13 protein-coding genes are annotated in these 15,137 nt (G+C 65.5%); 9 read left to right on the forward strand and 4 right to left on the reverse strand.

Going from position 1 to position 15,137, the window contains the following annotated elements:
- The first annotated feature begins 30 nt into the window (after positions 1–30).
- The 3 genes from ACH2DG_RS06965 to ACH2DG_RS06975 all read left to right on the forward strand — a co-directional run bounded on the left by ACH2DG_RS06965 (position 31) and on the right by ACH2DG_RS06975 (position 2,774).
- A complete protein-coding gene (locus ACH2DG_RS06965; protein ID WP_395025045.1) occupies positions 31–795 on the forward strand; it encodes a crotonase/enoyl-CoA hydratase family protein in 765 nt (254 codons plus the stop codon).
- A 97-nt stretch (positions 796–892) separates the two neighbouring features.
- Positions 893–1,894: a Bug family tripartite tricarboxylate transporter substrate binding protein gene (locus tag ACH2DG_RS06970; protein ID WP_395025046.1), complete on the forward strand. Its 1,002-nt coding sequence runs from the start codon at positions 893–895 to the stop codon at positions 1,892–1,894.
- A 61-nt stretch (positions 1,895–1,955) separates the two neighbouring features.
- Positions 1,956–2,774 carry an SDR family oxidoreductase gene (locus ACH2DG_RS06975; RefSeq protein WP_395025048.1) on the forward strand — a complete coding sequence of 273 codons (819 nt, stop codon included), beginning with the start codon at positions 1,956–1,958 and terminating at the stop codon, positions 2,772–2,774.
- 62 nt (positions 2,775–2,836) lie between these two features.
- Here ACH2DG_RS06975 and ACH2DG_RS06980 read toward each other — a convergent pair whose 3' ends face one another.
- On the reverse strand, positions 2,837–4,906 hold the full coding sequence (locus ACH2DG_RS06980) for a transglycosylase SLT domain-containing protein (RefSeq protein WP_395025051.1): 2,070 nt from the start codon (positions 4,904–4,906) through the stop codon (positions 2,837–2,839).
- Positions 4,907–5,178: 272 nt separating this feature from the next.
- Between ACH2DG_RS06980 and ACH2DG_RS06985 the strand changes: the two genes are divergently transcribed.
- The 4 genes from ACH2DG_RS06985 to ACH2DG_RS07000 all read left to right on the forward strand — a co-directional run bounded on the left by ACH2DG_RS06985 (position 5,179) and on the right by ACH2DG_RS07000 (position 8,810).
- Positions 5,179–5,751, forward strand: coding sequence for a 5-formyltetrahydrofolate cyclo-ligase (locus tag ACH2DG_RS06985; protein ID WP_184705307.1), 573 nt, complete (start codon positions 5,179–5,181; stop codon positions 5,749–5,751).
- Positions 5,752–5,926: 175 nt separating this feature from the next.
- Positions 5,927–6,508: a MarR family winged helix-turn-helix transcriptional regulator gene (locus ACH2DG_RS06990; RefSeq protein WP_395025054.1), complete on the forward strand. Its 582-nt coding sequence runs from the start codon at positions 5,927–5,929 to the stop codon at positions 6,506–6,508.
- On the forward strand, positions 6,505–8,076 hold the full coding sequence (locus ACH2DG_RS06995) for an MFS transporter (RefSeq protein WP_395025057.1): 1,572 nt from the start codon (positions 6,505–6,507) through the stop codon (positions 8,074–8,076). Before ACH2DG_RS06990 ends, ACH2DG_RS06995 begins: the two co-directional genes overlap by 4 nt.
- Positions 8,077–8,126: 50 nt before the next feature.
- On the forward strand, positions 8,127–8,810 hold the full coding sequence (locus ACH2DG_RS07000; RefSeq protein WP_184705303.1) for a glutathione S-transferase family protein: 684 nt from the start codon (positions 8,127–8,129) through the stop codon (positions 8,808–8,810).
- Between the two features lie 151 nt (positions 8,811–8,961).
- Here the strand turns inward: ACH2DG_RS07000 and ACH2DG_RS07005 are convergent, their stop codons facing one another.
- Positions 8,962–9,864, reverse strand: a complete 903-nt coding sequence (locus ACH2DG_RS07005) for an amino acid ABC transporter substrate-binding protein (RefSeq protein WP_395025058.1) — start codon at positions 9,862–9,864, stop codon at positions 8,962–8,964.
- Between the two features lie 151 nt (positions 9,865–10,015).
- Between ACH2DG_RS07005 and ACH2DG_RS07010 the strand changes: the two genes are divergently transcribed.
- Both ACH2DG_RS07010 and ACH2DG_RS07015 read left to right on the forward strand, forming a co-directional pair.
- Complete coding sequence (locus ACH2DG_RS07010; RefSeq protein WP_395025207.1) at positions 10,016–10,882, forward strand: MurR/RpiR family transcriptional regulator; 867 nt, start codon at positions 10,016–10,018, stop codon at positions 10,880–10,882.
- Between the two features lie 10 nt (positions 10,883–10,892).
- Positions 10,893–12,152 (forward strand): multifunctional CCA addition/repair protein, encoded by a 1,260-nt coding sequence (locus tag ACH2DG_RS07015; RefSeq protein ID WP_395025060.1) that lies wholly within the window; start codon positions 10,893–10,895, stop codon positions 12,150–12,152.
- 27 nt (positions 12,153–12,179) lie between these two features.
- On the opposite strand, the gene ACH2DG_RS07020 is transcribed toward ACH2DG_RS07015, so the two are convergent.
- Together ACH2DG_RS07020 and ACH2DG_RS07025 are read right to left on the reverse strand one after the other, a co-directional pair.
- Positions 12,180–13,808 (reverse strand): SpoVR family protein, encoded by a 1,629-nt coding sequence (locus ACH2DG_RS07020; protein WP_395025209.1) that lies wholly within the window; start codon positions 13,806–13,808, stop codon positions 12,180–12,182.
- Between the two features lie 11 nt (positions 13,809–13,819).
- Positions 13,820–15,088: a YeaH/YhbH family protein gene (locus ACH2DG_RS07025; protein WP_395025061.1), complete on the reverse strand. Its 1,269-nt coding sequence runs from the start codon at positions 15,086–15,088 to the stop codon at positions 13,820–13,822.
- Positions 15,089–15,137 lie beyond the last annotated feature (49 nt).

The following is a 15,137-nucleotide window of genomic DNA, read 5'->3' on the forward strand; positions in this document are numbered from 1 at the left end:
GCCTCTCCTTCGAATTTCGAAAGGCATTCCATGACATCCCCCCTGTTGGTTGAAGTGCGCGGCAACGTGCAGATCATGACCCTGAACCGCCCCGAGGCGCGCAATGCCGCCACGCTGGAAATGTCCGAGGCCATGGTGGCGGCGCTGGATGCGCTCGACGCCGACCCGGCCCTGTCGGTCGGCATCATCACCGGCGCCGGGGGCAGCTTTTGCGCAGGCATGGACCTCAAGGGCTTTCTGCAGGGCAAGCGCCCCAGCGTGCCGGGGCGCGGCTTTTGCGGCGTCACCATGCGCCCGCCCAGAAAACCCCTGATCGCCGCCGTCGAAGGCTACGCGCTCGCTGGCGGCTTTGAGGTGGTGCTTGCCTGCGACCTGATCGTTGCGGCGCGCAACGCCCAGTTCGGCTTGCCCGAGGTCAAGCGCGGTCTGGCTGCCACGGCTGGCGGCCTCATGCGGCTGCCCAAACGCCTGCCCTACCACGTGGCGATGGAATGCATTTTGACCGGCGACATGCTCGGCGCCGAGCGCGCGGCGCAGCTCGGCCTCGTCAACCGGCTCGCGGATGTGGGCGGCGCGCTCGATGCCGCGCTGCAGCTGGCCGCCGCCGTGGCGGCCAACGGGCCGCTGTCCTTGATCGCCAGCAAGCAGGTGGCGAGCGAATCGGCCGAATGGCGCCGCGATGAGATGTGGGAACGGCAGGCCGTCATCACCACGCCGGTCTTTGAATCACAGGACGCGCGCGAAGGCGCTGCAGCGTTTGCCGAAAAGCGCAAACCAGTGTGGAAAGGCCTGTAGACACTTCAACAAAACGGGCTGCCTGCGCGCTACCAGCTTGCACATCAACTCTCAAAAGAAGAGCAAACCCGGCACAAAACCCCAAGGAGACAACCGCATGACCCGCGCCTCTATTCCCCGCCGCAGCGCGCTTGCCAACCTGGCAACCAGCGCGCTGGCCCTGGGCACCGCGGCCTTCAGCCTGCCCGCCCTGGCAGATGGCAACTGGCCCTCGCGCCCCATCACCCTTGTCATTCCCGGCGCTGCGGGTGGCTCCACCGACATCCCTGCGCGCATGCTGGCGCAAAAGCTGGGCGAGCGGCTGGGCCAGCCGGTGATTGTGGACAACAAACCCGGCGCTGGCGGCAGCCTGGGCACGGGATTCGTGGCGCGCGCCCAGCCCGATGGCTATACCGTGCTGGTGGGCAATACGGGCAGCAACGCCATCAACTACACGGCCTACAAGAAGCTCAGCTACAAGCCCGGCGATTTCGTGGCGCTGACGGACATGATCTATTTCTCGAACGTGCTGGTCGTGCCCGCCAAATCGCCCATCCAGAGCCTGCCCGAGCTGATTGCGGCAGCGAAGAAGGAGCCCGGCAAGCTGTCGTTCTCGTCTGCCGGCATGGGCCAGACCACGCATCTGATGGGCGAGCTGTTCAAGGAACGCACCGCCACCGATGTGGTGCACGTGCCCTACAAGGGCTCGGCCCCCGGCACCATGGCCATCGTGACGGGCGAGACCCAATTCATGTTCGACAACATGACCGCATCGCTCGCCCACATCAAGGACGGCAAACTGCGCCCGCTGGCCGTGACCGGCGACCAGCGCGAGCCCGAGCTGCCCACGGTGCCCACCATGACCGAGCTGGGCATGAAGGATTTCAACAAGGTCGGCTGGATGGGCTTTTTCGTGCCCGCCAAGACACCACCCGATGTCGTCAAGAAGCTCACCGACAACCTGCAGGCCGTGCTGCACGACCCCGACATCCAGAAGCGCTACCGCGACCTGGGCGGCAACCCCGGTGGCAAGCCGCAGGGCGAGTTTGCCAGGCAGGTAGCAGACGACCAGAAGACCTGGGGCGAGCTGATTCTGAGCCAGAAGCTGCAACTCGACTGACTTCATTTCTCCATCATCCGTCGCGTACTCGAACGATTGAGCGGCGAAATGAAACCACCCCATGACAAATCCACCCTTCTCCTTCTCCGGGCAGCATGTTTTCGTCGCAGGCGGCACCAGCGGCATCAACCTGGGCATTGCGCAGGCCTTTGCCCGTGCGGGCGCCCGCGTCAGCGTGATGAGCCGCTCCCCCGACAAGGTGCAGCAGGCCGAGGCCAGCCTGCAGGCGCTGGGCGCGCAGGCCCTGGGCATCAGCGCCGATGTGCGCGACGCCGCCGCCGTGCAGGCCGCGCTCACCCAGGCACATGCGCGGTTCGGGCCCATCGATGTGCTGGTATCGGGCGCAGCGGGCAACTTCATTGCCCCGGCCAAGGATCTGTCGGCCAACGGCTTCAAGACGGTGGTCGATATCGACCTGAACGGCACCTTTCACGTGCTGCGAATGGCCTACCCGCTGCTGCGCAAGCCCGGCGCCAGCGTCATCAGCATTTCGGCGCCCCAGGGCGTCAACCCCACCATGTACCAGGTGCACGCCTGCGCCGCCAAGGCCGGTATCGACATGATGACCCGCGTGCTGGCGCTGGAATGGGGTGAGGTGGGCGTGCGCGTCAACGCCATCTCGCCCGGTCCGATTGCCGATACCGAGGGCATGCGGCGCCTTGCGCCCTCGCCCGAAGCCCTGCAGCGCGCCACGGACACCGTGCCGCTGCAGCGCATGGGCAGCCTGGATGACGTGGCCCACATGGCGCTGTTCCTCTCGTCCCCACTCGCCAGCTATGTGACGGGGGCGATCATTCCTGTGGACGGCGGCGCCGCGCTGCGCGGCGGGCGCGACATGCGCGCCTCCTACGTGCCGCGCACCGACGCTGACCAGTCATAAAAATAGCTGCTGGCGCTTTATAGAAAAGCGCCAGCAGCTATCAGAAACAGGGCAAATACAGCCTACGGCAGATCCTTGGATGGATCGGGCTCGCCTTCCGCGCGCGGCCCCACGGTGCCCAGGCGCGCGCGCAACGACTGCGGCTGGCCGGTAAGGATGGCCGCGTAGCTGGTGGTGTTGGAGAGCACTTTCTTCACGTAGTCGCGCGTCTCGGCAAAGGGCACGTTCTCGGCCCAGATTGCGCCGTCCAGCACCGGGCCGTTGCGCCAGTTGCGCGGCCGGCCGGGGCCTGCGTTGTAGCCTGCGGCAGCCATGGCCATGGAGCCGTCGAAATCATCGAGCGCCAGCTTCAGGTACGCCGTGCCCAAAGTGATGTTGGTGTCGCGGTCGTTGATGCTGCCAGGGGTGAAATCGGTCATGCCGATCTTGCGTGCCGTCCAGCGCGCCGTGGCAGGCATGATCTGCATCAAGCCCGATGCGCCCACGCCCGAGCGCGCATCCATGATGAAGCGGCTCTCCTGCCGGATCAGGCCGTAGACATAGGCGGGATCGAGCCCGATCTCGCGCGAACGGCTGACGACCGCATCCTTGAAAGGCATGGGAAAGCGCTGGCCCACGTCGACCACCGACTTGGTGCGCTCGCTGGTGTTGATGCAGCGGTCCCAGATCTGGCGCTGGCAGGCCAGCTCGGCGGCGGCGAGCAACTCCTTGTCGCCCATGCCGCCGTTTTCGTGCAGGTTGGTGGTGTAGTTCCATTCGCGCACGCCTTCGCTGCGCAAGCCCAGCTGAATGGCGTACAGCGCGCGTGCCAGCCCCGGGTTGCTGCGCACCGCCTGGCGGGCGGGCTCGTCAATTGCCACCGGCGCGGCAGTCACGCTGATCTTCTGGCCCAGGTCTTCCTGCGCCAGCTGTTCGTAAAAGCCTTGCGGGCCGGCAATGGTCTGCAGCAGTTCGCGCGCCTCGGCCGACTGCGTATCGCTCACCTTGCCTGCCTGCAGGGCCTTGGCGCGCCAGTACACCCAGGTCGGGTCACGCCGCTCTTCCTCGCTCATGGCTTCGATGCTCTTGCGCACCTGCTGCCACTGGCCGGCACGCAGCGCGGCGCGGGCCTTCCAGTTGAGCATGTCATCGTTCAGATGGCTGTCCTTGCCCACCTTGGCGAAGCTGGCGAGCGCATCGGGCGACAGGCGCGTTGCCTGGGTCTTGCCGATCACGCCCCAGATCCAGTCGCGCTTGTCCTGGCTCAGCAGCTCGCCCCAGCGGCTGTCCATCAGGTTGGCAGCGCCGTCGGGATTGTCTGCCGCCATCTTGATGAGTGCCAAGGTGGCCAGCTCCTGCTGCTCCTTGGTCTGCAGCTTGGCCTTGGTGGCCAGGTATTTGGCGGGCGACTGCAGCATGACGGAGAAGGCCTGCAGCTGCACGGGCGCGGCAATCTCCACCGCAGCGCGCGCGGCGCGGGTGCGCCCGGTCTCCATGGTCAGGCGCGCGCGGCGCCAGATGTCGTCGGCCTGCAGCTTGCCGGCGGAATACATCTCGGAGGCGGCCAGGTTGCAGCCGTCTTCGGAATCACGCTGCGCATACCAGTTGGCCTTGACGGTCTCGCCCAGTTGCTCGGTCTTTTTGCCCTTGGCCAGATCGATCACCGCCGCATAGCAGCGCAGCTCACGGTCGTCGCCCATGCGGAAGGCCGGGTACAGCGCGTCGAAATTGCCCCAGTCGCGGCGCTGGCCCAGCAGGCGCAGCCAGTCGTTGCGCAGGCGGTCTTCCTGGTAGGTGCCAGCCCAGCGGGTGAGAAAGGCCTGCACCTCGTCCTGCGTGGCTTCCTGCAGGCGCGCGCGCAGCTCCCAATAAGCCGCCCAGGGCTCCAGCACATGGCCGCGTGTCGATGGCAGCAGCTGGCTCAGCTTGGTCTTGTCGCGCTTACGGAAGGCCTGCTGCATGTCAACAATCACATCGTCGCTCGCCATCTGCGAAGCCGTCTGCGGCACCACAGCGGCCGATGCCCCGGGCGAGCCCTGCACGGGCGGCTGCACCTGGACGGCGCCCTGCAAGATGGTCTGGGCGGGCAACGGCAGCGCACCGGCTGCCAACAGGGCCGCCATCAGCGGCGTGAACAGAACTTTCCAACGCATGGGCTCGAACTCTCGCAAGAAGGCGGCACCAGCACTGGCAGGACGATGGAAAGCGGGCGCCGCGAAAGAATCACAAAATCATACACATCCGGGCAGGCCCGCAAAAGCGCAGGGGCCGCAGTTTTGGGGGCTTGCAGGCATTTACAAGCGCTTACCTCGATAGGCAACATGCATCAAACAGACTGGTGTTTTTACTAGCTCGTTTTTCCTGGCGGGGGGCTGCCAGGTGTCAGAATGGAACGACCGCGAGAGTTTTTGGAGGGTTCCCCGCGATGGATAAAAAAGCCGTGCGTCAGGCGCTGATCGAAAAACGCCTGAATATGCCCAACCGCCTGGAGCGCGCCGAGCAACTGCAGCAGGTGCTGCGTTTCTGGCTCACCGAGCGAGAAGACACCGTCATTGGTGCGTACTGGCCGATCAAGGGCGAGTTCGACCCGCTGCCCGCCCTGCACCGCTGGAAGGAAGACGGTGCGCTGATGGACGAGCCGCTGCTGCGCCGCATCGGCCTGCCCGTGGTCAACAAGCAGCACAAGACCCTCACCTTCCATGCCTGGTACCCCGGCTGCCCGATGGAGCTGGATGCCTACGACATTCCCAAGCCACAGAACACCGAACTGGTGGTGCCAACCTTGCTGTTCGTGCCCTGCGTGGGCTACGGGCCAGGCGGCTACCGCCTGGGTTACGGCGGCGGTTTTTACGACCGCACCCTGGCGGCGCTGGAGCCACGGCCGTTCACCGTGGGCCTGGGCTTTACCGACGGCTTTGTCGACGACTTTGAGCCCGAGCCGCACGATTTGCCGCTCGACGCGATCCTGAACGACAATGGCGTCGTCTGGCCGGTGTGAGTTTCTGCGCCACGCATTGAAAACAAAACCATAGCAGCCCGCGCCCATCCTCTGTGCGCCAGGGCTGCTTTTGGGCAAAAACCATACATGCAGGAGCCTTGCCGCCCCTGCGGGTGCTTGCACATTTAATTTCAAACAATATAATTACAAATGAAATTAAATACACCAACACCCCATGAGCTTCGATTCCCGACTTGAGCGCATTCTGGCTGGCAAGCCGCAATCTTTGATAGACGCGGTCGCGTCCACCCGGCTCCTGAAGCACGCCGCAGCTCTGCTGGAGCAGCGCATGGACGCCGCACTGGCGCCGCTGGGCCTGCACATGCGCGAATACCTGGCGCTGTACCTGCTCTCGGACAGTGTGCACGAACCCATCAGCCCCTCCACCCTCAGCCTATCGCTGGACGCCACGCGCACCCAGGTCACCCGCCTGCTCGACAGCCTGGAAGCCAAGGCGCTGGCCGTGCGCACCGCCGACGCGCAGGACCGCCGCGCGCTGCAACTGGCGCTGACCGAACGCGGCACCCAGTTGCTGGAGCAAGCCATTCCGCTGGTGCAGGCCGTGCACCTGCAGACCTGGGCCGTGCTGGGCGAGGAAGGCACAGGCGCCATGCGCCAGCAATTGCGCAAGGTGCTCTCCGGCCTGGAAACCGGCATTGCCGATGATGCCCAGAAGAAAAAGGCCGCCAGCGCCCGTTCTGCGCGCGCCAGCGCATCAAAAAACATAGCGCGCACCGACGATCCGGCAGCGCCATGACCGCCGCCCGCCAGCACGGCTGGACGCGCAGCGTTCACTTGGCGCATTGGAAGCATTGGGAAAAGCAGCGGCTGCTGATGCTCCTGCTTGGCGGTCTGGTGGGCATGGAGTTTCTCGAAAACGGCATGTTCGTCTTCGGCTCCAGCCACATTCTTGGCGGCATCGGCGCTGCGCCGCGCGAGTTTGCCCAGGTACAGGCCGCCTACGCCGTGGGCAGCATGCTGATGATTGCGCTGCAGCAGTGGCTCTCGCGCCACTTCGGCTACCGCAACTACCTACTGCTCGCGCTGTTGCTGTTCGGCCTGGGCGATGTGGCCTCGGCCAGCGCCAATTCGCTGGCGCAGATCACCACCGCGCGCCTGGTGCAGGGCATGGGTGGCGGCGCCTTCTTCATCAGCACGCGGGTGCTGATTCCGATGATGTTTGGCGTGCAGCAGCGCCCGCAGGCCACGCGCATCTACATGCTGATGATCTTTGCCGTGGGTGCCATAGCACCGCTGGGCGCCGCCTGGCTGGTGGACAACTGGGGCTGGCGCTGGGTGTTCTGGAGCGTGCTGCCGCTGTCCACGCTGATGGCGCTGGGCGTTTACGGCCTGCTGCCTGCCGCCCTGGGCAAAAGCGAGCGGCCCGTGCGCTGGAGCATCACGCCGCTCCTGCTCTTTGTGCTGGCCATCGGATGCGTGCAATGGAGTTTTTCGGAGGCGCGCTACGCCCTGTTCGACCGCCCCGAACATCTGGCACTGCTGGTACTCGCCGGCGTGCTGCTGCTGGGCCTGTTCGGCCTGCACCAGTGGCGGCACGACGAGCCGCTTTTGCACCTGCGCGACCTCACCAGCCCCGGCTTTCTGGCGGGCCTTGCGCTCTACGCGGTGTACTACTTCGTCGTCAACTTCAGCAACTACCTGTTTCCCCAGTATGCCGAGCGGGGCCTGGGCATTCCGCTGATCACCACCGGCTGGCTCAACAGCTTCTCGGCGCTCACCAGCCTGGGGGTGGCGGTGGTCTACATCCGCTACAGCGCCTCCATTGCCAACAAACGCGCGCTGATGATGGCCGGGTGCCTGACCATGGCCGCCGCCGCGTGGTGGATGAGCCGCCTGCCGCCAGACGCACCCGCCGCCGCGCTGTACGGCGCCCTCGCCATCAAGGGCTGCTTTGGCGTGCTGATGGTGCTGCCCGTGGCGGCGCTCACCTGGCGGGCGCTCGACGCCCGGCACTTTGCCAAGGGCTATCAGAGCAAGAACATCCTGCGTCAGATGACTGCCTCGCTGGCATCGGCCGTGGCCGCCGTTGCGCTGCAGGACAGCAAGTTCGCCCAGTATTCCGACCTTGCCAGCCGCCTCACCCCAGGCAACAGCACGGCAGTGCAGTGGCTCGACACCACGGCCAGCACCCTGCAGCACCACGGCATGGTGGCCCAGCAGGCCCGGCACGCGGCGCTGGAGATGCTGGCCCAGGTGGTGGACCACCAGGCCTTCTTCATGGCCTGCCAGCAGCTGTACCAGTGGCTGGCGGTGGTCGCTGCCGTCACGGCAGTTCTCGTCGTGGTGCAGCGGAAGTTGCGTTGAAGGCGGCTGCGGTATAAATCGGGTTCCCCTCACTTCTTTGCGCCCAGACCATGCTGCAGCTCTATATCGGCAACAAAAACTACTCCTCCTGGTCCATGCGCGCCTGGGTGCTGCTGCGCCAGGCGGGCATTCCCTTCGACGAGCAATACGTGCGCTTCGACAGTTTCGACAGCCAGTCCGAGTTCAAGCGCACCATGGCCACCGTCAGCCCCACGGGCACCGTGCCGCTGCTGCGCGATGGTGACGTCACCGTCTGGGACAGCCTGGCCATCGCCGAATACGTGGCCGAGCAGTTCCCAGACAAGGCGCTGTGGCCCAAGGACAAGGCCGCCCGCGCCGCCGCCCGCAGCATCTGCGCCGAAATGCACGGCGGCTTCACCGCCCTGCGCGGCGCCTGCCCGATGAACATCGAAGCCGATCTGGCCGAAGTGGGCAAGATCGTCTGGCGCGACAACGCCGGCGTGCGCAAGAACGTGGAGCGCCTGTGCAGCATGTGGAGCCACCTGCTGGCCCAGCATGGCGGCCCCCTGCTGTTTGACCAGTTCAGCGTCGCCGACGCCTATTTCGCACCCGTCTGCATGCGCCTGAAAACCTACCAGCTGCCCGTGCCGGGCGAAATCGCCGCCTACGTCGAACGCGTGCACCAATTGCCCGGCGTCAAGGCCTGGATCGACGGCGCCCTGGCAGAGAAGGATTTCGTGCCGATGGACGAGCCCTACCGCGCCGAGCGCTGAAGGTTTTCAATAAAAATAGCTGCCAGCGCTTATCTGCAAAGCGCTGGCAGCTATCAAAATTTAAGCAACCGTTGAGCGCACCCTTTTCCTTGCCGCGAAGCGTGCAAACAAAGGGGACGGGTGCAGAACGCCCCGGATTCCGGCTGCGAACTCAGATGCCTTTGGACGTTGGATGCTCGAACGCATCGCGCGTCTCTGCATTCAGCGGGTAGTTGATGTTGATGCCCTTGGGCGCAATGGGCGACATGAACCACTTGTTGTAGAGCTTTTCCATCTCGCCGGACTTCATCATGCCCGCCACGGTATCGTCCACCAGCTTCTTGAAGGCCGGGTCGTCGTTGCGCAGCATCAGCGCCTGGTTTTCGGTGCGCAGGCTCTCGCCGACGATCTCGTAGTTCTGCGGATCGCGCGCGTTGGCAATCTGGCCCGCGAGCAGAATATCGTCCAGCACAAAGGCCTGGGCCTTGCCGCCCTGCACCAGCAGGAAGGAGTCGGTATGGTCCTTGCCCGGTACATTGGTGATCTCCAGGTTGCTGGCCTTGTCGGCCTGGCGCAGCAGGCGGAACGAGGTCGTGCCCGTGGTGGTGGCCACGGCCTTGCCCTGCAGGTCGGCAATGCCCTTGATGCCCGAATCCTTCTTCACCAGCATGCGCACGTTGTAGCGGAAGATATCCGGCGAAAACGCCACCAGCTTCTGGCGCTCCACCAGATTGGTGGTGGAGCCGCATTCCAGATCGACCGTGCCGTTCTGCACCAGCGGAATGCGGTTGCCCGAGGTGACCGCCTGGTAGCCCACCTTGAGTTCGGTCAAACCCAGCTTGGCCTTGACCGCGTCCAGAATCTTGTAGCAGATGTCCATGCTGTAGCCCACGGGCTTCAAATTCGCGTCCAGGTACGAAAAGCCGAACGACGACTCGCGGTACCCCAGGGTGATGGCTCCTGTGCTCTTGATCTTGTCCAGCGTGGGCGCGCTCTGCGCCATGGCCCCGGCAGCGGCACATGCCAGTGCGGCGGCCATCGCCATGCGTGCCACAGCGTGCTTGATTTGCGTCATCGACTTTCCTTTCGCGCCCTCTTGGCGCCTCAATGCCCTGCGGCGTTAAAACAGAACCAATGTTCCTTATTTTTATAAATTGGATCATATGTTCCATGAACGACAATGGCTACCCGTGATTTCCCTCAACCACCAACAAAGCCAATCCACCATGGGCGTGATCGACCAGCTGCGCGACCGTTTTGCATCCCTGAGCCCCTCGCTGCAGCAAGTGGCCCGCTATGTGCTCGATCACCCGGGCGATGTCGTCACCCAATCGATGCGCACCGTGGGCCAGCACGCCCAGGTGCCGCCCACCACCCTGGTGCGCTTTGCCCAGACCTGCGGATTTGCGGGCTGGAACGAGTTCAAGCAGGCCTTGACGGGTGACATGGGCCTGAGCAGCGACTCCGCCAACCAGTACGGCGACAAGGCGCGCAGCCTGATTGGCCGCTCCCGCGACAAGCAGCTCACCGCTGAGATGTTTGCCATGCAGCGCGGCAACCTCGACACCACCGAGCAGCACAGCGCCCCCCGCCTCGCCAGCGCCGCCCGTCTGCTGGAAAAAGCCGCCCAGGTGCATGTGATGGGCATGCGCGCCTGCTTTCCGGTCGCGTTCTCCCTGGTCTATGTGTACCGCCTGTTCCGCCAGTCGGTGCATCTGCTCGAAGGCATGGGCGGCGTTCGCGAGATGCAGCTGCGTGCCGTGGACAAGGGCGATGTGCTGGTGGCCATCAGCTTTGCGCCGTATTCGCAGGAAACCGTGCAGGCCGTGGAGCTGGCCCGCGCGCGCGGCTGCAAGGTGCTGGCGCTGACCGACAGCCTGGCATCGCCCCTGTCGCTGGCCGCCGACGAAACCCTCTTGTTTGCCGTCAACAGCCCATCGTTCTTCCCCTCGGTCACCGCCGCGCAGGCCCTGGCCGAATCGCTGCTGGAGGTGCTGGTGAGCCGCGCCGGGCCGGAGGCCGTCGCCCGCATTGAAGCTGCCGAGGGCGAGCTGCACGACAGCGGCGTGTATGTGCAGGCGCCCCGCAGGTAAACTTGCCCGGATGAAGATCTACATGGTGGGTGGCGCTGTGCGCGACCGTTTGCTGGGCCTGCCCGTGAACGACCACGACTGGGTGGTGGTGGGCTCGACGCCCGAGGCGATGCAGGCCCAGGGCTTTGTGCCCGTGGGCAAGGACTTTCCGGTGTTTCTGCACCCGCAGACCCACGAGGAATACGCGCTAGCGCGCACCGAGCGCAAATCGGGCCGCGGCTACCACGGCTTTTCGATTGCCGCATCGCCCGACGTGACGCTGGAAGAAGACCTGGCGCGGCGCGACCTCACGATCAACGCCATGGCTGCCCCCGCAGACTGGACGGGCAGCGAGGCCGTGTTTGATCCCTACCACGGCCAGCAGGACCTGCAGGCCAAGGTGCTGCGCCATGTAACCCTTGCCTTTCGCGAAGACCCGGTGCGCATCCTGCGCCTGGCACGCTTTGCCGCACGTTTTCACGATTTCTCCGTCGCCCCCGAAACCCTGGCGCTGATGCGCGAGATGGTGACAGAGGGCGAAGTGGACGCACTGGTACCCGAGCGCGTCTGGCAGGAGCTGGCGCGCGGCCTGATGGAAGCGCAGCCCTCGCGCATGTTCGAGGTGCTGCGCCACTGCGGCGCCCTCGCCCGCCTGCTGCCCGAGCTGGACCGCCTGTGGGGCGTGCCCCAGCGGGCCGACTACCATCCCGAGGTGGACACCGGCGTGCACGTGATGATGGTGCTGGATCGCGCCGCCCAGCTGAACGCCCCGCTGGCCGTGCGCTGGGCCTGCATTGCGCACGACCTGGGCAAGGGAACGACGCCAACTGATATATTGCCGCGCCACATCGGCCACGAAGAGCGCAGTGTGGAGCTGGCCCGCGCCGTGCAGCAGCGCCTGCGTGTGCCCAGCGAGTGTGCCGACCTCGCCCTGCTGGTGGCGGCCGAGCACGGCAACATCCACCGCAGCCCGGGCATCGCCCCCGCTGCCGTGGTGCGGCTGCTGGAGCGCTGCGACGCCTTTCGCAAACCCGAGCGCTTTGCGCAGGCGCTGCTCGCCTGCCAATGCGATGCCCAGGGGCGGCTGGGGCTGCAAGACCAACCCTACCCGCAACGCGAACAGCTGCTGCGCCTGCTGGCCGTGGCACAAGCCGTCAGCACCAAGGAGGTGGCAGAGCGCGCCGCCCAACTGGGCCGAAAGGGCGCCGAGATTGGTGCGATGGTGCATGAGGCACGCTGCCACGCGGTGGCACAGGCAGCAGCGGCAGACGCTGTAACCCGGCAGCAGTAAGCAGCCCGGGCGCCTGTTCGAAGGAATTCAGGCTGGCGGCGGCGCCACGGAGTGCAGCAGCACGGGTGCCTCTCCGTCTCCATTGACACTTTCCAGTTGCACGCCAAAGCCCCACAGGCGCGCCGCGTGCTTGAGCACCTCCTGCACATCGTCGGCCAGCGGCCGGCCCTGGTACTGGGTGTGGCGCAGGGTCAGGCAACGGTCGCCGCGCAGGTTCACGTTCCACACCTGGATATTGGGCTCGCGCGCGCCCAGGTCGTACTGCTGCGACAGCGTCTGGCGCAGGCTGCGGTAGCCGTCTTCGTTGTGGATGGCGCTCACGAGCAGCTCCCGCTCGCTGGCGTCGTCGTGGATGGCGAACAGGCGCATGTCGCGCATCAGCTTCGGGCTCAGGTATTGGCCGACGAAGCTCTCGTCCTTGTAGTTCTGCATGGCGTGGTGCAGCGCCGGCAGCCACGGCGTGCCCGCCAGATCGGGGAACCAGCGCCGGTCTTCGTCGGTCGGTTGTTCGCAGATGCGCTGGATATCACGGTACATCGCAAAGCCCAGCGCATAGGGGTTGATGCCGCTGTAGGCGCGGTGCCCGGCGGGCGGCTGGTAGATGACATTGGTGTGCGACGAGAGCCATTCGATCATCACGCCGTCGGTGAGCCAGCCTTCGTCGTACAGCGTGTTGAGCAGCGTGTAGTGCCAGAAGGTGGCCCAGCCCTCGTTCATCACCTGGGTCTGGCGCTGCGGGTAGAAGTACTGGGCGATCTTGCGCACGATGCGCACCACTTCGCGCTGCCAGGGCTCCAGCAGCGGGGCGTTCTTTTCGATGAAATACAGCAGGTTCTCTTCCGGCTCCTTGGGAAACCGCTCGTGGTGCTGCGCCGTGCTGTTCTTGTCCGGGCGCGCAGGCAAGGTGCGCCACAGCTCGTTGATCTGCTGCTGGGCGTAGGCCTCGCGCTGCTCGCGCTCGGCACGCTCGCGCGCCAGGGTCTTCTTGGAGGGGCGGCGGTAGCGGTCCACGCCCAGGTTGGCCAGGGCGTGGCATGAATCCAGCCACTGTTCCACGGTATCGAGCCCGTGCTTTTCCTCGCACTGGGCGATGAAGTCGCGGGCATAGAGCAGGTAGTCGATGATGCTGCCCGCATCCGTCCACATGCCAAACAGGTAGTTGCCCTTGAAGAAGCTGTTGTGCCCGTACGCCGCATGGGCAATCACCAGAGCCTGCATGGCCGTGGTGTTCTCCTCCATCAGGTAGCTGATGCAGGGGTTGGAGTTGATGACGATCTCGTAGGCCAGGCCCATATGGCCACGGCGGTAGCGCCGCTCGGTGGCCAGAAACTCCTTGCCATAGCTCCAGTGGCGGTAGCCCACGGGCATGCCTACGCTGGCATAGGCGTCCATCATCTGCTCGGCCGAGATCACCTCCAGCTGATTGGGGTAGGTGTCGAGGCCATAGCGCTCTGCCGTGGCGGCAATGGCTGCGTGGTAGCGCTCGATCAGCTCGAAGGTCCAGTCGCTCGGGTCGGGCAGGGGCTGGCCCGGGCGCTTGCCCGCAGGCAGGGGCGTGGCAGGCACGTCGCGCTGGGAGCGGTCGCTGGAGAGCGCCAGTTTCCAGTGGTGCGAGCCCTTGCGCCGCGCCAGCACCGGGTATTGGGCAGGGTTCATGCGAGAAGGGTTCATACCGTCACCCCCTCCTTCTTGAACAGATCACGAAACACGGGGTAGATATCGCCGGGCTCTGACACCTTGCGCATGGCGAAGTGCGGAAACAGCGGCAATAGCTGGCTGTATTCCTCCCACAGGCTTTGCTCTTCCTGCACCACCTGCACGTAGGAAAAGTAGCGCACCAGCGGCAGAATCTTCTCGGCCAGCAGGCTGCGGCAGTTGCCGCCATCGTCGCCAAAGTTGTCGCCATCGCTGGCCTGGGCCACGTAGATGTTCCAGTCGGCCACGGGGTAGCGTGTGCGGATGATCTGGTCGAGCAGCACCAGCGCGCTGCTGACCACGGTGCCGCCGCTTTCGGTGGAGTGGAAGAACTCGTCCTCCCCCACTTCGGCAGCCTGGGTGTGGTGGCGGATGAAGACGATGTCGATCTTCTCGTAGTGGCGCGTGAGAAACAGGTACAGCAGGATGAAGAAGCGCTTGGCCAGGTCCTTGCGCGCCTGGTCCATCGAGCCCGACACATCCATCACGCAGAACATCACGGCCTGGCTGCTGGGCTCGGGCACCTTGGTGCGGCTGCGAAAGCGCAGGTCCAGCGGATCGAGAAACGCCACCTTGCCCATGCGTGCCTGCAGCCCGGCAATGCGCTGCTGCAGCTCGGCCACGGCCTCGCTCGTGCCGTCATCCTGCGCCAGCAGGGACGCCAGTTCGTCTTCGAGCGCCTTGAGCTCGCGGTGCGGCGCCTTGGTGAGGGCAATGCGCCGGCCCAGTGCGCCGCGCATGGTGCGCAGCACGGCCAGGTTGTGCGGCGTGCCGTCGTGGCTGTAGCCTGCGCGGCGCGTCTTGTACTGCAGCGTGCTGGCAATGTGGGTGCGCAGCAGGCGCGGCAGGGCCAGGTCTTCAAAGAACAGCTCCATGAACTCTTCCTTGGTCAGGGTGAAGGTGAAGTCGTCCTCGCCCTCCCCGCTGTCGCTGGCCTGCGAGCCCTGACCGCCGCCCCCACCCTGGGGGCGGGCAATGCGGTCGCCCCGCACATGTTCGGTATTGCCCGGGTGCACGGTGTCGCGCACGCCGCCCTGGCCATGGCGGAAGACGGGCTCGCGGATGTCCTTGCGCGGGATGGTGATGTTCTCGGCCTGCTCGATGTGGCGGATGTCGCGCTTGGAGACGGCGCGGCGCACCGCCTCGGCAATCTGCTCCTTGTAGCGGCGCACGAAGCGCTCGCGGTTGCCCACCGACTTGTTCTTGCCTGCGAGCCTGCGGTCGATGATTTGCAATGCCATCTATGCCCCCCATGCATGGTCGGCCCGGCGCGTTCGGTACCGGCGCGCC

This window comes from Comamonas odontotermitis, assembly GCF_040396735.1.
Taxonomy (GTDB): domain Bacteria; phylum Pseudomonadota; class Gammaproteobacteria; order Burkholderiales; family Burkholderiaceae_C; genus Comamonas; species Comamonas odontotermitis_C.